The sequence below is a fragment of the Cellulosimicrobium sp. RS genome (assembly GCF_046159675.1).
GTDB classification, from domain to species: domain Bacteria; phylum Actinomycetota; class Actinomycetes; order Actinomycetales; family Cellulomonadaceae; genus Cellulosimicrobium; species Cellulosimicrobium funkei.
In genome coordinates this window covers 68,030-84,677 of sequence record NZ_JBJXVU010000004.1, presented here as the reverse complement: position 1 = coordinate 84,677, position 16,648 = coordinate 68,030, and the positions used below count along the sequence as shown (strand labels likewise).

The 16,648-nt window shown below is 71.2% G+C and carries 16 protein-coding genes; 8 read left to right on the top strand and 8 right to left on the bottom strand.

Annotation, left to right across the window (positions count from 1 at the left end):
• Positions 1-427: 427 nt before the first annotated feature.
• The gene (locus tag ACI769_RS07785; protein WP_085387632.1) at positions 428-694 is read right to left on the bottom strand and encodes a hypothetical protein; all 267 of its coding nucleotides are present in this window, start codon (positions 692-694) and stop codon (positions 428-430) included.
• A gap of 301 nt (positions 695-995) precedes the next feature.
• Between ACI769_RS07785 and ACI769_RS07780 the strand changes: the two genes are divergently transcribed.
• On the top strand, positions 996-1,832 hold the full coding sequence (locus ACI769_RS07780; protein ID WP_409141445.1) for a hypothetical protein: 837 nt from the start codon (positions 996-998) through the stop codon (positions 1,830-1,832).
• A gap of 4 nt (positions 1,833-1,836) precedes the next feature.
• Here the strand turns inward: ACI769_RS07780 and ACI769_RS07775 are convergent, their stop codons facing one another.
• Complete coding sequence (locus ACI769_RS07775; protein ID WP_128082837.1) at positions 1,837-2,340, bottom strand: hypothetical protein; 504 nt, start codon at positions 2,338-2,340, stop codon at positions 1,837-1,839.
• A gap of 161 nt (positions 2,341-2,501) precedes the next feature.
• Between ACI769_RS07775 and ACI769_RS07770 the strand changes: the two genes are divergently transcribed.
• On the top strand, positions 2,502-2,807 hold the full coding sequence (locus tag ACI769_RS07770; RefSeq protein WP_034654496.1) for an Lsr2 family protein: 306 nt from the start codon (positions 2,502-2,504) through the stop codon (positions 2,805-2,807).
• 31 nt (positions 2,808-2,838) lie between these two features.
• Here ACI769_RS07770 and ACI769_RS07765 read toward each other — a convergent pair whose 3' ends face one another.
• The 3 genes from ACI769_RS07765 to ACI769_RS07755 all read right to left on the bottom strand — a co-directional run bounded on the left by ACI769_RS07765 (position 2,839) and on the right by ACI769_RS07755 (position 4,755).
• Positions 2,839-3,180: a hypothetical protein gene (locus ACI769_RS07765; protein WP_137281009.1), complete on the bottom strand. Its 342-nt coding sequence runs from the start codon at positions 3,178-3,180 to the stop codon at positions 2,839-2,841.
• A 541-nt stretch (positions 3,181-3,721) separates the two neighbouring features.
• Positions 3,722-3,973: a hypothetical protein gene (locus tag ACI769_RS07760; protein WP_034654493.1), complete on the bottom strand. Its 252-nt coding sequence runs from the start codon at positions 3,971-3,973 to the stop codon at positions 3,722-3,724.
• Positions 3,970-4,755 (bottom strand): hypothetical protein, encoded by a 786-nt coding sequence (locus ACI769_RS07755; RefSeq protein WP_409141444.1) that lies wholly within the window; start codon positions 4,753-4,755, stop codon positions 3,970-3,972. Before ACI769_RS07755 ends, ACI769_RS07760 begins: the two co-directional genes overlap by 4 nt.
• A 397-nt stretch (positions 4,756-5,152) precedes the next feature.
• Here ACI769_RS07755 and ACI769_RS07750 point away from each other — a divergent pair, with 397 nt between their 5' ends.
• The 4 genes from ACI769_RS07750 to ACI769_RS07735 all read left to right on the top strand — a co-directional run bounded on the left by ACI769_RS07750 (position 5,153) and on the right by ACI769_RS07735 (position 8,118).
• Entirely contained in the window at positions 5,153-5,368 is a 216-nt protein-coding gene (locus ACI769_RS07750) for a hypothetical protein (RefSeq protein ID WP_043655110.1), read from the top strand.
• A 150-nt stretch (positions 5,369-5,518) separates the two neighbouring features.
• Positions 5,519-5,938, top strand: a complete 420-nt coding sequence (locus ACI769_RS07745; protein WP_034654486.1) for a hypothetical protein — start codon at positions 5,519-5,521, stop codon at positions 5,936-5,938.
• Between the two features lie 11 nt (positions 5,939-5,949).
• A complete protein-coding gene (locus tag ACI769_RS07740) occupies positions 5,950-6,645 on the top strand; it encodes a hypothetical protein (RefSeq protein WP_085387631.1) in 696 nt (231 codons plus the stop codon).
• Between the two features lie 225 nt (positions 6,646-6,870).
• Entirely contained in the window at positions 6,871-8,118 is a 1,248-nt protein-coding gene (locus tag ACI769_RS07735; protein ID WP_409141443.1) for a PIN-like domain-containing protein, read from the top strand.
• A 7-nt stretch (positions 8,119-8,125) separates the two neighbouring features.
• Here ACI769_RS07735 and ACI769_RS07730 read toward each other — a convergent pair whose 3' ends face one another.
• Positions 8,126-8,854 (bottom strand): HNH endonuclease family protein, encoded by a 729-nt coding sequence (locus ACI769_RS07730; RefSeq protein ID WP_081895958.1) that lies wholly within the window; start codon positions 8,852-8,854, stop codon positions 8,126-8,128.
• Between the two features lie 44 nt (positions 8,855-8,898).
• Between ACI769_RS07730 and ACI769_RS07725 the strand changes: the two genes are divergently transcribed.
• Positions 8,899-9,888, top strand: coding sequence for a 3-methyladenine DNA glycosylase (locus ACI769_RS07725; RefSeq protein WP_369824886.1), 990 nt, complete (start codon positions 8,899-8,901; stop codon positions 9,886-9,888).
• 81 nt (positions 9,889-9,969) lie between these two features.
• Complete coding sequence (locus ACI769_RS07720) at positions 9,970-10,797, top strand: aminoglycoside 3'-phosphotransferase (RefSeq protein ID WP_085387629.1); 828 nt, start codon at positions 9,970-9,972, stop codon at positions 10,795-10,797.
• A gap of 27 nt (positions 10,798-10,824) precedes the next feature.
• Here the strand turns inward: ACI769_RS07720 and ACI769_RS07715 are convergent, their stop codons facing one another.
• The gene (locus ACI769_RS07715) at positions 10,825-11,418 is read right to left on the bottom strand and encodes a YdeI family protein (RefSeq protein ID WP_043655099.1); all 594 of its coding nucleotides are present in this window, start codon (positions 11,416-11,418) and stop codon (positions 10,825-10,827) included.
• A 118-nt stretch (positions 11,419-11,536) separates the two neighbouring features.
• Complete coding sequence (locus tag ACI769_RS07710; RefSeq protein ID WP_409141442.1) at positions 11,537-16,603, bottom strand: glycoside hydrolase domain-containing protein; 5,067 nt, start codon at positions 16,601-16,603, stop codon at positions 11,537-11,539.
• Positions 16,604-16,648 lie beyond the last annotated feature (45 nt).

Sequence of the window (16,648 nt, the reverse complement as noted above, 5' to 3'; positions counted from 1 at the left end):
AGCGCCGACGTCGACGAGCGACCGCCGCGGCCGCGAGCGCCCCACCAGCCCGCGCACGACGACCGCGACGAGACCCGGAGCACGACGACGTCGCCCCCACCGAAGCCCCGCGTCGACGCGGGCCCCCAGCAGCAGCCCGACAACCCGGGCGCGCGCTCGAGCTCGAGGAGAGCTCGAGCCAGACCAGCGCGACGGTATGTCTCCCCCTAGCTCGACGAGCTCGCCGCCCAGCTCGACGACCACGAGCCCCCGGACATACCACCGCCGGCTCAGCTCGAGGAGATCCCACGGCGGTATGTCTGCCTGGGGGCTAGCTCGACGAGCAGCTCACCCGGGGACCGCGCGGGCCAGGGCCAGAGCCAGGACATACCGTCCCCCAGACCCCAGCCGGCGAAGCTCCGACGCCCGACCCCGCGGGACGGCCGGGTCACCCCAACGCAGCGACCGTCGCCACGAGCCCGCCGACCGTCACGACGACCCCCACGACGTCGACGACGAGCTGGAGCACCGCGAGCGCCCGGCTGTCTCCCCCGTCTTGGACCTGCGACCCGCCGCGGACGGTCTGCGAGCGAGGGCCGCCGCCGCGGTCGACCTCGACCGCGAGCACGGCGCCTTCCTCGACGACCTGCTCGAACTCGTCCCCCGCGGCCGTGCGCGTCCAGGTCCACGAGCGCCGCGGGCCCCGCGCGCTCACCCGCACGCGCTCCGCGTCAGGAGGCCCCCAACCGGGCCACCAAGGATCAGTGCCCCCAGGCTCCTCCCACGAGGGCTCCCACGGCTCCCACGTCTCCCACGGGCCCTCTGAGGCCCCTCCCGGGCCGCGAGCGCCACCCAGGCCGTGATCCTCCGGAACGCGGCCACGCGCGCGCTCCCCTACCTGCTGAACCTGATCTGCGATCACCATGGCGCGCATGGTGGAGCACGTCGGACCGTAGCGTCGCGCCCTGCTCCAGATTCACCCGTACTGCGGGCCCTTTCGGGGCTACCTTCGGGACATGCCGGATGGAGCCGAGGTCGTCGCTGCTACTGCTGCCTGCGTCGCAGCAGCAATCGTCGCTTGGCAGTCGTGGGAGACGCGGAAGAGTGCGAATGCCTCGCGCGAGGCGGCCCAGGCAGCAGCAGCAGGTCTAGAAACCGCGAATGACGCGCTCGAGATCGCGCGGCAGGAGGAAGGCCATAGCAGGGCACTCGTCGTAGAGGCTCATCGAGCTCGCATCGACGCGACACTTCCAGCTATCTCGGTCATCCCTCAGCAGACGATCTTCTGGCCACCGACGCTCTCGCCGAATCCCTACCAGGCCAACTCCTGGGAACGCTGCCCACTGGACGCGTCTTTCACGCTCCCCGCCGACGCACGCAAGGCGCTCGGTGTCCAGGGCCACATTGGGATCTACAACGGCAGCCAGAGAGTCGTCCAACTGCGAGTCGACTACCTGCCGATGGACGGTGGAGAGAGGGTCTACGACCGGGTCGTCACGCTGGCCCCAGGTGCAGATCACTCGATTGAGTTTCTCGCCTGGACCTGGATCGAACACTGGGTGACCCAAGAGGATGCCGCAACGCGGTCATTGGAGGGGCAGCCACCTGGAGTCTCCTACTCTGATCAGCTCGACAGTGGGGGGAGCATCAGCTGGTCGTTTGCGATCAGCCATGCCCCGATCTACCAAACGCACGATTCAGAGCCCGGGCGCTACCGCCTCATTTCGGCCGAACCTTCGCCCGGCCGAAGCAGTCCCGGCTCACCGAGCCTCATCGTTCAACGGGAGTACCGAACGTACTGGCTCTCACGACCGGATGGCATAGAACTTCCATCCCCTGAAGTGGCCGAGTAAAAATCTACGGTTCCGGACTCTCCTCTGGCGCATCGTTGGGAGAGGTACGTGGCAGGTCTTCGGGGCGAATGTGGTCGCCGAGCCCATGTACCATCCATTGCCCGAACTCAGGCCTCCAGACAAGCGTCACCACCGCTGCTGCGAGGACCACCTGCTCCTCTGTTACCTCGTACGATTGTTCGATGTTGGAGAGAATCTTGACGTACGCAACGTCCGAAGCATCGTGAGCCCTGTTTGCCCTGCTTCCAAAGCCCGGGTTCTGAATAGCCTCGAGGCCTTTCGCGGCCTCTGAAAAATCTCCCCAGGCGTCGAGCGACTCCGGAGTGACAAGATTGTGGAGCGCATTCGAGTACTGCACCGGGTCTCGCAGCGCTTTGAGGAACAAGATGCCCACGGCGACTGGGTCGTCGAGACTCGGTTCAGGCAATGCCGCGGCGGCTTCTTCGTCGCTAGCGAACCGTCGACCCTCGTAGTCAGGGTCACGCGGGTCCTCCGGTTGGTTGCTCATGCTTGACCATAGCCAGCCCCCGCCCGAGGGCTCAACGCCGGACGACGCCAGCGCGCAGGAAATCACCCGAGCCTCTGCCTGAGGGCCACTTGCGAAGCGCTGGGACGGGGCCAGCACCGTTCTGGTGCGTCCATGGGCGCCGATGCCCGATCATGGGGCGCATGGTGCAGCAGAAGCGCGTGATCGTGACCGACGACTTGGACGGCACGGAGGGTGCGAAGCCCTACCGGTTCGCGTGGCAGAACACCGTCTACGAGATCGACCTCAACGACGAGCACCGCGACGAGCTCCTGCGCGCGCTCCAGCCCTTCATCGACGCCGGACGACGCGCTGGACGGCGCACCGTGCCCGCCGCCAGTGGCGACGACCGGGCAGCGATCCGTCAGTGGGCGCGCGAGAACGGGCACGAGGTGTCTGACCGCGGCCGCATCTCGGCCGCCGTCGTCGAGGCGTACAACAACCGCTGACCCGGGGCCGCGAGCGCCGAGCGGCGAGGCCCTACCCGACGAGGCGCAGCCGCGTGCGGCGCGTCGACGCTGCCGGGCGCGCTTGGCCGTCGACGGCGTCGACGAGCGGGCTTCCCGGCATGGGCAGGGTGAGTGTCCAGCGGTCCGTCATGCCGCGTGCCGTGCGAGCGACGTCGAGTTCGCAACGACGCAGGTAGCCGGCCCCACGGTCCGGCCCCGCCCAGCGGCGCTCGACGACGTCGAGACGCACCGCGGCCTGATCCCACGGTGAGACACTCACCAGCCCCGAGCCGCGTTCTCGCGCGCGGGCGAGCAAGCGGCGTCGCTCGGATGGGCTGAGGTGGGCGTCGGGGCCTACTACGACGTAGGTCATACCGTCCAGGAGGGCCGCGACGACCCAGGAGGGCCGCGACGACGCCCGCAGGGTCCTCCCCTACCTTGGGGACCAGGGCGACGCGGTCGAGCGCCACGCCCGCGTCGTTGGCCGCGAGCATCCCGACGTCGGGCGCGCCGACGACGGCGAGCCAGTCCGAGGTGCCCTGGGAGGTCGCGAGTAGCGCGAGCAGGAGCGACGTCGAGCCCGTCACGACGCTCGCTGTGCCACGCGGCAGGCGCCCGTCGTCGAGAATCGCGCCGAGCGGCCGCGGGCCGTCGTCGAGGTCGACGACGCCCGGCGTCGACGCGCGCACGCCCGTGCGTAGCTCGGCGCGACGCAAGGTCGCGCGAGCCACCTCGAGCGGGTCGAGCGCGGTCGTCGTCACCCGTCCAGGCTACGCCGCTGTTCGAACACGTATTCCCCTGAGCGAGACGCGAGAGATCGTTGGGAATGCTGGCTTTCTGCATCGTGGACGGTGTCTGTCACGCGGCAGGCAGTGCGAGGGCGCGGGCCCGTGTCTGCGGGCCCGCGCCGGACACTATCGGGGTAGCGGCGTTACCTCGATCCCGATCCACTTGTAGCCGTCTTGGTCGGGGGTCGGCTCGTAGGTGAGGTGCACTCGCTTACCGACGTAGAGCTGGTCGGTGCGCAATCCGCCGCGGAGCATCGGGAAGAAGATCCAGACCTCATGGCGATCGGTGTCGGTCGTGGCGACCCCATGGGACTCCTCGGGGAGCCAGGTCGTGATGGTGGCGAGGTCCGCGGCAGGGGGCTTGTCGCTGGCGCTCATGCGGTCAGCCTGACGGTCTTGCAGACGTAGAGCGAGGCAGGCAGGGTCTTGCCTCCCGAGCGGATGGTGAACGTGAACTGGTCATCGAACTTGAATGTCGCAGGCACGCTGTTCATCGAGAACCCGCCGTGGAACCAGTAGGTCTTGCCCACGTTGGCGTGGCGGGCGTTCATGCCGAGGGAGATCCCGTTACGCCAGCCCTTGGCACCACGCTCAGTGACGGTTGAGTTGATGATGCTCTTCAAGCCGTCGCTCAGACGCAGCCCCCAGTGGACCTTCTTGACGGGGCAGTTGTTCTGGATGCTGAGCCGATTGTTGGCGTCGACGAACTCGCGGTCAGCCTTGCACTTGATCGAGACTGTCGCCGCGGTCTTCATCGCGGTGACGACACCCCCGCCGCCCTGGGGTGCGCCCGCCTCGCGCAGCGCCGCCCCGACTGTTGTGTCGAGCGCGAGCTGGCTCTCAGCCTCACCGGCGGGCAGCACCTGTGCGGTGGCGTCAGCGTCGAGCATGATCTCAAGGTCGCTCGCCACCTCGTGCTGCTCACGTTCGGTCAGGTCGTTGACGTCGACGACAAGGGTGCTCAGGTCTCCGGGCCCCTCACCGACGTCGATCACTAGGACCTCGGCCTGAGGATTGAGGCCATCAAGCACGGCCACGTCCGTGGTCGGGTCTTGTGTGGCGGTGCTCGATTCCTGCGCGGCAGCCGTGGGAATGGATGCGGCGCAGAGCGCCATCACGGTGACGAGTGCTGTGGTCGAGCGCCTCATCTGCTGCTTCATGCCTGGCGGTCTCCTTCGACTGAAGCGTCTGGCCCCCTGCGGGCCGACGCGCCCCACCGTGGCAGTCACCTCGGCCAGGTGCTCGCCCAGACACAAGATCGAGGACCTTTGTCACCCGTTCGGGGCTGAATGGCCTTCGGGCCGTCTTCCGGCCTCGTACCCCCGCTACGCGCCGCTGGCCGCGGGCTCCTCTCCTCCTCGTCAGGCCCGCGTCGACAACAACACCCTGGAGAACATCCGGGTGCGACGAGATGTGCGGGCTCAGCAGTTGCGTCGCCTACGTCGACGACGCCTTGGCGAGAACCCAATAGAACTGGTGTTCGAATACGATTGTGTCGTGGGTACTCGTCGACGTCCGCCTCCGGGCGGCTGACCGTCCGGCATCGAGACGGTCCCGATGCGCGACCACGCCGATGAAGCGCCCGAGCTCGCGCGGCGCGGCGAGCGGATCGTGCGACCGGCCGAGGGCATCCCGGTGCGCGCGTGGGTCACGCAGCGCCAGAGCGGCGAGGCCCGCGTCGACGGCGAGGCCGTCGCATGGGCGGGCCGCCAGGTCCACGTGCGCTACCTGTTAACCGGCTATCGGATCTGTTTGTGCAGGTCAGGTAGTTGAGTGGAGCCTCGAGTTGCCCGTAGCGACTGCTGCAGAGCCGGGCGGGCCGAGGTATCCCGAGACAAGGAACACGTTCGGGCGTACCGTCCCAGGCACCAGCAGGGGGCTGCAGGAGTTCGCGCACGCTCCCGACGAGAGAGGAGCGTGGAAATGAACGAATCGATCGCTTTGCGTACACGCAAGGGGTTGATCCCCCTTGCCGTGCTGGCAACGATCCTGGTTGCCCTACTTGTCGGCGCTCGCCCGGCAGCCGCAGCAGCGGCGTGCGCAGCTGCTGAGAACGCCCAGGCCGAGGTTGCCCAGCTTCACGTCGCCAGCGAGCTCCAGGGCATCGATGAGCGGGGCGCTGTCGACACTGATGACGGCGGGGTCATCGTCACGCCGCAGGTCATCACCTGGACGCCCTACGACGGTTTCCACATCACGTCGTCTGCGAACTGTCAGTCTCGTATGGCGTACCTGAAGAAGGTGGCACCGGACTTCAAGTCATGGAAGTGCCAGCGGTTCTACGTGCCGGGCTGCCCGACCGGGTACTACTACTGGATGGTCATGGTGGGGACGAACTACTGAGCGCCATCACCGTGATCGAAGGGCTGCAGCCGGGGTCACGAGTGGTGGCCGCCGGACTCCCCATTGTGGTCGAGGGCGAGACAGGCCTCGCCCTCGACCCGGAACATGCGCAGACTGCCCCTTACGACTCGCCATGGACGGTAAGGACCACGTGGCCCGATCCACCCGAGCCCACCCTTCGACCTGACGAGCTGCTGAAGGTGCACGGGATCTGGGACGGCTCCGGCATCGCCGTCTCCCGCGTGACCGTCACGCGCGAGGAACCCAAGCCCCTCCAGCAGAGAGCCTCTGCCGGCAGACCGATCGAGCCATCGCGCTACGCCATCCTGAGAAAGGCGCTCGACGCGCTCACGGCCGCAGACCTGCTCGCCGCAGCGCACACCACGCCAGGGAGCGACCTCGTCGGCGACTTGTGCGTGTTCGACGCCCCCACCGCCCAACGCGTGCTGCGCGCGGAGGGCATACCAATCACCCAGTTCCGGATCGTCCGGTGCCAATGGACCCGAACCGAGCTGGGGACGGCCCGAGGCCTGTACGCGCACGTCCCCGACGAACTGCTCAGCGCCTTCGGCGAAGCGGTAACAGAGCAGGTGCAGCCGCAGGTCCTCCTCGAGGTGAAACTCGTGACACCAGACCTTGCGCGAGCGGTCTCTGATCTTCCAACGGGCCTTGTCAAGGTGACGCCGTACATCCGACCTGATGCCTGAGGGCACGGGCGTGGCACCGACGCATGAGCCCGACGAGGACCGAATAGCCGGGGAATACGTCTCGCGCGAGGGAAGCGAGGGCTGGGCGTGGCTCTGGGCAGACGCCGTCGAGCGCCGCTGAGCCCAGACGCGACGAGCCCCGACCAGCTCAGGGGGTAGCCGGTAGGGGCGTCGCCGTGCGGGAGCGTATCGGCCCCCACCGACAGCGAGCGCCGAGGGCGTAGCGTGTGCGCGTGCGAACCCAGTTCAGCCACCACTACGAGCGGCCCGACGACGACGAGGTCAACACCGCCCTGCGTGAGGCGACGGTCGTGCTCGACACCAACGTGCTGCTCGGCCTCTACCGCGTCTCCCCTGACCCTGCGCGCCACGCGACTCAAGGTACTGAAGGCGATCGGCCCCCGGCTCTTCCTCCCCCACCAGGTGGGCATCGAGTTCCACCGCAACCGTCGCGAGGTCGCGGCCGGGATCGGCACCGCCTACGAGACGGTCCGCGCGGCGGCGGACGCGCTCCAGAAGTCCGTGAAGACCTTCGGCGGCGGCGAAGGCCGCTACGACGAGACGACCACCCGCGTGAAGGAGCTCATCAACCCGCTGGTCAAGGCGATCGTCGACGGACTCGATGAGCTCGAGAAGGACGACCCGCACCGCATCGACCAGAGCGACGACCCTGTCCTCGCCGAGCTCGAAACACTGCTCGACGACGACCAGGTCGGCCGAGCCCCTCGGGCGAAGAAGGTCGCGAAGCGTGCCCGCGACTTCGAGACGGTCCGCGTCCCCTTGCGCCTACCCCCGGGGTTCGACGACGCGCACAAGATCACTGGCCGCGGCGTGTCCGCGGCGGCGGGTGACTACCTGCTGTGGTGCGAGGTGCTCGCCCACGCCAGGAAGAACGGGACCGACGTCGTCCTCATCACCGACGACGCCAAGACGGATTGGTGGCAGAAGGTCCCGGGCGGGCGCGACGTGCCGCACCCGCTCCTGGTGTCGGAGTTCCAGCGCGAGACGGGACAGAGGTACTACCAGCTCTCCACGCGCGAGCTCTTGAGGAAGGCTGACGACGCCCTCGCCATCTCCGTCACGTCCCAGAACCTGGAGGAGGAGGACGAGCTCGCGGCGGCGGTCGAGGCCGAGCGGGCCCTGGAACGGATCACCGACTTCCGGGGCCGTCTCACCGTATCCGCGGCAGCGTCCGCCGTCGAGAACGATCTTCTCCGGACCTATGGCCCCAGTTGGAACCTCTCTGACAGCGACCGGGAGCGTCTGATCGCGGCAGCGAGCCGTGGGTTGAGCTCGCAGATCCACGAGGTGGGTCACCTCTTCGGCAGCCACTACAAGGTGCCGTTGACGCCCGAGATGGCGGAGGCACTCCGGGCGCTGCGCCAACAGCTCACGCACGCAGACTTCATCCGACACGAACGCTCAGAGCAAGAACCACCGCCCGAAGAACCGGATGACGAGGGCACAAGCTGAGCGAGATTCAGCAGCCCTCCAGTACACGCTCGATGGCGTCGGCCTCGGCCGCGGTGACCCACAGGCCGTACGCGCTCTTCACCGCGACCTGCGCAGCGACGTACTCACATCGGTAGCCCTTGGCCGGGGGGAGCCACGTGGCGGCGTCGCCCGCTCCCTTCTGCTGGTTCGTCGGTCCGTCGACCGCACGCAGGTTCAACGGGTCGTTGGCGAACTGCTCGCGGGTCTCAGCACTCCACTTCTGGGCGCCCTTCTGCCATGCGTCGGCGAGGGCGACAACGTGGTCGATCTGGACGGCCGAGGACGTGTCCTGCCCGCGCTCGAAGTTGATCGACTGCCCGGTGTAGGGGTCCTGGAGCGTCCCGCTCAGGACGACGCAGCCGTTCGTGCCCTGCTTGAAGGTGACGGCAGTGAGGTCGCGGCGCAGCACGTCGTTGCGGGTGTCGCATCCGTTGCGGTCGGTGTCGGCCCAGGCAGGCCCGAAGAGGTCTCGGTCGTAGCCGGCCTTGGGCGCGCGGCCCTTGACCTCGAGCTCATCGAGTAGCGCCCGAACCTCCTCGACGTCGACGGAGGGGTCGGGTGATGCGGTGGCGTCCGGCAGTTGCGCGGAGCTGCCCGCCGTCTCGCGGAGTTCGTCGAGCAGGGCTGGGAAGTCGTCGCGCGCCGTGGCGATGCCTGCGCACGCGAGCGCGGCGACGACGAGGGTCGAGATGGTGACGGTTCGTTTCCGTGGCACGCGTCCTCCTAGGGCTTCCCCGTGGGCTCTCGTACCCTGGGTGCGTGCCTGCGACCGCCACCGCGACCCACCGGACGACGCCCGTCGTCCGCCCCGTCGTGCTGCCTGTCGCGGAGTGGGCGGAGCTCGACCGCGCCCACGCCGAGCGCGCGGACGCGCTCACGGCCGGGTGGCGGCACCGCAAGCCGCTCGGGCAGAAGCACGCGATCGAGGACTTCCTCTTCACCTACTACCCCACGCGTCCGGCCCAGCTCCGGCGCTGGCACCCGGGGCCGGGCGTCGTGCTGGCTCCCCCGACCGCCGCGAGCGGTGCGGTACCGGGCACCGACGCGGCGCCCGACCCTTACGCCGACCGCGCCGGATGGCGCTGGTACCGGCGCACGCCCGACGGCCTCGCGCTCGACACCGACGCGTTCCTCGCCGACCGCGGCGACACCGTGCGGTACCTGCGCGCCCTGCTCGACGCCACCGCGTCGCGCCCGGGCCGGTTCGGCTGCTTCGGGCTCCACGAGTGGGCCATGGTCTACCGCGACAAGGCGGCCGGGCGCGACCACCGGCACCCGCTCCCCCTGCGGCTCGGGCACGAGGGGACGGACCGGGTCGTCGAGGACCACCCCGTGCAGTGCTCCCACTTCGACGCGTTCCGCTTCTTCACGCCCGAGGCCGGTCCGCTCAACCGCCTGCGGCCGACGCGCGAGACGCAGCCGGCCCTGGAGCAGCCGGGGTGCCTGCACGCGACGATGGACCTCTACAAGTGGGCGCTCAAGCTCACGCCGGCCGTCCCCGGGGACGTCGTGCTCGACGCCTTCGAGCTCGCGCGCGACGTCCGCGTCGTCGACATGCAGGCGTCGCCCTACGACGTGTCGTCGTACGGGCTGGAGCCGGTGGCGATCGAGACGCCCGAGGGCAAGGCCGAGTACGTGCGGCACCAGCGCGCGTTCGCCGCCCGCGGGGCGGCGCTGCGCGAGCGGCTCGTCGCCGCGTGCGACGCGCTGCTCCCGCCGGACGGCGTGGCCGCCCGCTCTCCCCGCTGACGCGCCGACGCGCAGACGAGACCGGCGTCGCGCCGGCGACGGCTGTGACCGGCGACCGGCCCGCGTGCGAGGATCGCCCGCGTGAGCCGCGCCGAGACCATCGCCGAGATCCCCACGGGCCCCGTGGCCGTCCCCGCCGTCGTCCGCGCGCTCGCGGGGGACGACGCCGTCACCCCGGTCTGGCGCAACACCGTCGGCGGGCTGACGTTCCGTCTCGACCCGCGCGGCGGCGAGGCCGCGCGACCGGTCCGGTACGCGAAGTGGGTCCCGGCGGGCGTCCCGGAGATCGACCTGGCGGGAGAGGCCGAGCGGCTCGCGTGGGTCGGCGACCGGACCCCCGTGCCGCGCGTCCTCGACCAGGGCGCGGACGACGACGGCTCGTGGCTCGTGACGCAGGCCGTCGCGGGGCGGTCGGCGGTCGAGGCGCGCTGGACAGGCGACCCGGCGGTCGCGGCGGTCGCGATCGGCCGCGGGCTGCGCGCGCTGCACGAGGCGCTCCCGGTCGCGTCGTGCCCCTTCACCTGGTCCGTCGCGCAGCGTGTCGCGAACGCCGACGACCGGCTCGCACGGGGGCACGGGCCCGACGAGTGGTTCCCCGAGCACCGCGGTCTGGCCGTCGCCGAGGCGCGCGCCCGGCTCGACGACGCTCCCCCGGTCGACCGCCTCGTCGTGTGCCACGGGGACGCGTGCGTGCCGAACACGCTCCTGCACGACGACGGCACGTTCGCCGCGCACGTCGACCTCGGGTCGCTCGGGGTCGCGGACCGCTGGGCGGACCTCGCCGTCGCGGCGTGGAGCACGGAGTGGAACTACGGCCCCGGGTACGACGGCCACGTCTACGCGGGCTACGGCATCGACCCCGACCCGGAGCGCATCGCGTACTACCGGCTGCTCTGGGACCTGTCCTGACGGCGGGGTGCGGCGCGCCGTGCGCCGTCAGCGACGCGGCTGGTGGGCGGCGACGCCCTGCTCGGCGAGCTCGGCGGTCTCCGCGATCCGGCGCGCCCGGGTGTCGGGCCGCTTCGCCTCGACGATCCAGCCGAGGATCGAGCGCCGCACGCCGGGCGTGAAGGCGTCGAAGCGGGCCCGCGCGTCGGGCCGCTCGCCGAGCGCCGCGGCGAGGTCGTCGGGGACGACGAGCGCCTCCGCGTCGTCGTGCCGGGTCCAGGACCCGTCCGCCCGGGCCGCTTCCACGACGGCGCGCCCCGCGTCCGTGAGGCGCCCGTCCGCCTCGACGCGCGCGACCCGCTCCTTGCTGAGGCGCGTCCACCGGGAGCCGGGGCGGCGGCGCGTGAACCACAGCGCATGCCGGTCCTGGTCGACGGTCGCGGCCTGCCCGTCGATCCAGCCGTAGGACAGCGCCTCCTCGATCCACGGCTCGTACCCGAACGTCGGCCGGCCGCTCTCGCGCCGCCACGTGAGGAGCCAGACCCCGGGCTCGGGGTCGTCGTGGTGCGCGGCGAGCCACGCCCGCCACTCCGCGGGGGTCTGCGCGTGGAACGCGGGCCGGCCCTGGTACTCCTCGGTCACGGTGGCGCCTCCGTCGTCGGTCGGGGCTCCAGCGTGCCCGGTCCGCCGCGGAGGCGCCAGGGTGCCGACCCGGAAGGCGCCCCGTCGGCGCCTCCCGGGTCGGTGGTGCGTCCTGCGGTCAGGAGCAGGACGGGACGGTGACGACCTGCTCGACCGTCTGGGTGCCGTCCGCCCCCGTCGCCGTGACGGTGACGTCCAGGTCGCCCGTCGCGGACCGCGCGGCGAACGACTGGTACGCGCTCGCCCCCGGCGCGACGCCGACGAACGACCTCGTGCCCAGTGACGACGCCAGCTCGACGTCGACGGCCGCGTCGGAGACGTTCACCGCGCGGACCGCGACGTAGGGCTTGCCGGCGAGGCAGCGCGGGCTGACCTCGACCTCGACGAGCACGACGTCGGCCGGCTCCTCCAGGGCGTCGACGGCGCCCTGGAGCGCGAGCCGCGCGTCGTGCAGCGCCTCGTCGGACGCCGCCGCGTCGTCGAGCGTCCCGGTCGCCGCGGCGAGAGCCGTGCGGAAGGCCTGCCAGGACTCGGGGCTGTACCCCTCGTCGGTCAGGGCCTCGGCGCTCGCCACGAGGTTCTCGAGCCGACGGCGCTCGGCGGGCACGAGCTGGTCGGTCGCCAGGCCGAGGCGCCGCGCCCGCTCGTCGGCCTGCGCCTGGGTGGCGCCGGCGTCGGCGAGCACGGACCGTGCCGCCGCGAGCTCGCGTGTGAAGACGCGCGCGTCGATCCGGCCGTACCGCGCGATCTCCGCCTCGGGCGTCCCGGCCGCGTCGACCACCGCCGCGAGCGCCGCGGTGTCGGTCGGCGGGACCTCGACGTCGTACGCGTCGGTGAAGAAGCGCATGCTGTCGAGGTTGGCGACGTACGGGTGGTCGGCGTACGCCTCGGTGGACAGGCGCACCCACACCTGGTGCTTGCCGCGCACCGTGCTCGGCAGGTCGACGACGGCGGTCCCGTCCGTGGTCCAGCTCGACCCGGTGTTCGCCAGCGGGACGGTGACGAACGGCTCGCCCGGGTTGGCCGGGTCGAACGCGTCGAGGTACACCGACAGGGCCGAGTTCTTCCCGGACCGGTTCGCGTTGTGCACGTAGCGCACGGAGAGCTGGTCGAGCGCGGCGGAGCCGAGGTCGATCTCGCCGTAGGCGAGCCAGTCGCCGTCCGCGGTGCCGCCGACGTTCGTCACCGGACCGCTCGTCCACGTCGAGCTCTCGTTCTTCAGCCCGCGGCCGGAGTTCGACGTCCAGGCCTCGGACTCGACGACGACCGACGTCGGGCCGCCCGGCGCGAACGTCAGGCTGTCGAGGTTCGCGACGTACGGGTGGTCGGCGTACGGCTCGGTCGACAGGCGCACGAACACCTCGTGCGTCCCCTGCACCGTCTCGGGCAGGACGACGGTCGCGGTCCCGTCCGCGGTCCAGCTCGACCCGGTCGTCGGCAGCGGCACGGTGACGAACGGCTCGCCCGGGTTCGCCGGGTCGAACGCGTCGAGGTACACCGACAGCGCGGAGTTGTTCCCGGACCGGTTGGCGTTGTGCACGTAGTGGACCGACAGCTCGCCGAGCGGGAGCTCACCCAGGTCGACCTCGCCGTAGGCGATCCAGTCGCCGTCCGCGGTGCCGCCGACGTTCGTCACCGGACCGCTCGTCCACGTCGAGGACTCCTTCTTGAGCCCGCGACCGGAGCTCGCGGTCCAGTCCTCGGCCTCGATCGTCACCGTCGGGGACTCGCCCGGCTGACCTGGGGCAGCCGGGTCCTCGGCGCTGAACCGGAACCAGTCGAAGTTGCCGACCCAGCTCCGCCCGGACGGCGCGAGCAGCTCGAACGTGACGACCTGCGCGTCGACGAGCGCCTGCACGTCGCCGAGCTCCGCCGTGACCTCGGTGTACTTGCCCCAGCCGCTCGTGCCCTTCAGGTCGACGGTCGCGACCACAGGGCCGCTCACGTCGCCCGCGTGCACGCGCACGGTGCTCGGCGTGTCCGTCGGGGCGAAGCTCGTGTCGTACCGGACCGTGAGGAAGCGCGGCGGGGTGTCCGCGGCGGCGGTCTCGAAGGTCATGTCGCGGTACTGCACCCACGACCCGGAGCGCACGCCGCCGAGGTTGCCGGACGAGCTGTTCGCCTCGTTCTTCAGCTCCCCGCCCGACCACGCCTCGGACTGCTCGGCCTCGAGCGTGCGGTACCCGCCGCCCGTGAGGTCGAGCGCGTCGGCCGCCGCACCGAGCCGGTCGGCCGCGAACCGCAGCGCGATGCTCGTCGCGGCCTCGTCACCGAGGGCCTCCTGCGCCTTCGTCAGCGCGGTGGAGAACCGGTCGAACGTCACCGAGGAGTAGTTCCCGTGCCGCACGAGCACGGCGTCGTCGACGAGCGCGGCGAGCGCGTCGCGCTCGGCGGACGCCACGGACAGCCGCAGGGGCGAGCGCACCGAGACGCCCTGTCCCTGGAGCGACGCCGCGGCGACGCCGTCGGCGAGCGCGGCGTCGCGCAGGTGCACGAAGAAGCGCGCGTCGGCGGACGCCGTCCCCGTCAGGGAGACGGTCAGCGCGGTCGGCGACGCGACCGTCACGGCCGCCGTGACGCCGTCGGGCAGCCCGACGACGCTCGCCGTCCCGCTCGTGACAAGGTCCGTGCCGGCGGGCGCGGCGAGGCGGGCGCCGTCGAGCGTGAGCGTCACGGTCGCGTCGAGCGCGCCGCCGTCGCCGGTCTGCACGGTGGTCGGTTCGGCGCTGACGCGCGGTCCCTCGGCCGGCTCGTCGGTCGCGGTGCTCATCGAGAACGCGGGCGCGGTGTCCGTGCCCCAGTCGCTCGGCTGCTCGCCCATGCGGAACGCGAGGTCGGCTCCCCCGACCACGGTGGCGTAGTCGACCCACGTGTTGCCGAACGTCGCGCCGTCGAGCGTCGCGGACTGGACGTAGAACGCGTCCTCGGAGACGCCGTCGGCCGTGACCGTGAAGGCGCTGCCGTCGTCGTAGGTGATGGTCGTCGAGTCGAAGAACGGCGACCCGACCTGGAACTGGGACGAGCCCGCGGTCACCGGGAACAGCCCGACGGCCGCGGCGACGAACATCGTCGACATCGTCCCCGCGTCGTTGTCCATCGTGGGGAGCATCCCGCGCGGGTCGAGCCGGTAGACCTTCGTCCTCACGGGCGGCGTGAACTCGCCGCCGCCGCTCGGGACGGCGCTCGAGGAGCCGGTCGCGATGTACCGGTTCCAGGTCTCCTTCGTGTAGATCGCGCGCGCCCACTTCTGCGTGAGGCTCGGCTCGCCCGTGTAGTTGAACAGGTACGGCGCCTGCAGGTCGATCTCGTTGGCGTTCGAGTGGAGCATGGCCTTGCCGTCGTCCGGTGCGTGCTCCCCGAACATGTGGCGCATCGCGAGGCGGGCCGCCTCGGGGCCGCCCATCGCCTCGACGAGCGCGTCCATGTCGTACGCGTCGTACCAGTGGTACTGCCAGAGCGTGCCCTGGTAGAGGCTCGCGGCCTCGAAGCGCTCGTGGTCCGCGCTCTGCCACGAGCCGTCGGCGGCACGCGGGGTGAGGAGGCCGACCGGCGTGCCGTCGGCCGCGGTCCACGCGCCCGGCTTGGTGAGCTTCTCGATCGGCCACGACGCCTGCTCGCGCAGCGTCTGGGCCTCGTCGGTCAGCCCGAGCTCGTCCGCGATCACGGACAGGCCGTACTGGTCGTAGCCGCGCTGCACGGACGCGCCGGGGTTGCCCGCCACGTAGCCACGCCGGAGCTCGTCCGCGCTGTACTGCCCCACGAGGCGCTGCAGCGCCGGGTACGCCTCGTCGAGGCGGTCGAACCCGTCGAAGCCCTTGGCGATCGCGTCCGCGACCACGACCGACGACCGCTCCCAGCGCACCGTCGGGACGGAGTGCACGAACCCGCCGAGCCCGCCGCCGGTCCCCGTCGCCTCGGCGTCCGCGAACAGGTAGACCAGCGACTGCACCATGTCCCGGTACAGCGCCGGGTCGATGTACGCGATGACGGAGAACTTGCGGAAGTCGTCCCACGTGGCCCACGAGTCGTAGTACGTGAAGCCCTGCGCGGCGTGCACCGCGCCGTCGACGCCGCGGTACGTGCCCGAGGTGCTCGTCGCGTTCATCGGCATGGCGAACATGCGGTAGAGGTGCGTGTAGAAGAGCTGCTGGAGCTCGCCCGTCGGGTCCGTCGCCGTCGACGCGTCGATCGCGACCCGCCCGAGCGTCGCGTTCCACTCCGCGCGCGTGCGGTCGCGGATCGCGTCGAACGACAGGTCGCCGAGCTCGACCTGCTGGTCGATCCGCGCCTGCTCGACGCTCACCGGCGACAGGGTGACCTGGAGCCCGATCTCCCCGGCGTCCGCCGGGTCGAACGTGAGGATCGCGCCGGTGTCGACGCCGTCCTGGGCCGTCGCGTCGACGAGCCGGTCGTCGTCGCCCCAGGTCTGCACCGTCGCGGGCTGGAGCGTGCGCGCGGTGTAGTACAGCGTGTAGGCCGCGTTGTAGAAGTAGCCCGTGACCTGTCCGGACAGCTCCACGGTGCCGTCCGCGCGCGTCTCGACCTGCACCGAGGACGACCGGCGGCTCGTGTTGTTCGTCTCGAGGTCCACGACGAGGCTCGGCGTCGAGCCCGCGGGGAACGCGTAGCGGTGCACGCCCGAGCGGGTGGTGGCCGCGACCTCGGCCTCGATCGTGCCCGGCGCGCCAGTGATGGCGCCGTCCGTGCCCGCGACGTTGCCGAGTTCGACGGAGTAGAAGCCCGGTCCGGCGTCCTCGTCGTCGTGCGAGAACGGGTGCGCGTACGTGCCCGTGCCGGGGCGCGCCGTGTACGACCCGGACGTAGGCACCACGAGGAGGTCACCACCGCCGCCGGAGCCCCCGACCCCGTCGAGGTTGGTGTGCGTGAAGCCCGAGATCTTCGACTGCGCGTAGTCGTACCCGGTGTTGTTGCGGCCCGGGGTCGTGCGTGGGTTGACCTTCGCGAGGCCGTTCGGCGCCTGCGCGGCCGGCATGTCGTTGCCGTAGTCACCCTCGGTGCCGACGAAGACGTCGACCAGGGACGCGTAGTCGGCCGACGGCGGCTCGGGGGCGGCGCTCGCGGCGGTCGCGGGCGCGAGGCCGACGACGGCGAGCGCCACGGCGAGCGCGCCCGCGACCAGCCGCGGGGCGGGCCGGCGCGGGCGGTCCGGGGTCGCGGGGGTCACGGGTCTGGGGTGCAGGGATCGGGGGGTCGGCAGGCTGGGGGCCAT

Bases quoted from the DNA above. Each gene is read 5' to 3' on its own strand.
- ACI769_RS07775 (WP_128082837.1), bottom strand. From the start codon at position 2,340: ATGAGCAACCAACCGGAGGACCCGCGTGACCCTGACTACGAGGGTCGA.
- ACI769_RS07760 (WP_034654493.1), bottom strand. From the start codon at position 3,973: ATGAGCGCCAGCGACAAGCCCCCTGCCGCGGACCTCGCCACCATCACG.
- ACI769_RS07745 (WP_034654486.1), top strand. From the start codon at position 5,519: ATGAACGAATCGATCGCTTTGCGTACACGCAAGGGGTTGATCCCCCTT.
- ACI769_RS07750 (WP_043655110.1), top strand. From the start codon at position 5,153: ATGCGCGACCACGCCGATGAAGCGCCCGAGCTCGCGCGGCGCGGCGAG.
- ACI769_RS07765 (WP_137281009.1), bottom strand. From the start codon at position 3,180: ATGACCTACGTCGTAGTAGGCCCCGACGCCCACCTCAGCCCATCCGAG.
- ACI769_RS07780 (WP_409141445.1), top strand. From the start codon at position 996: ATGCCGGATGGAGCCGAGGTCGTCGCTGCTACTGCTGCCTGCGTCGCA.
- ACI769_RS07770 (WP_034654496.1), top strand. From the start codon at position 2,502: ATGGTGCAGCAGAAGCGCGTGATCGTGACCGACGACTTGGACGGCACG.
- ACI769_RS07755 (WP_409141444.1), bottom strand. From the start codon at position 4,755: ATGAAGCAGCAGATGAGGCGCTCGACCACAGCACTCGTCACCGTGATG.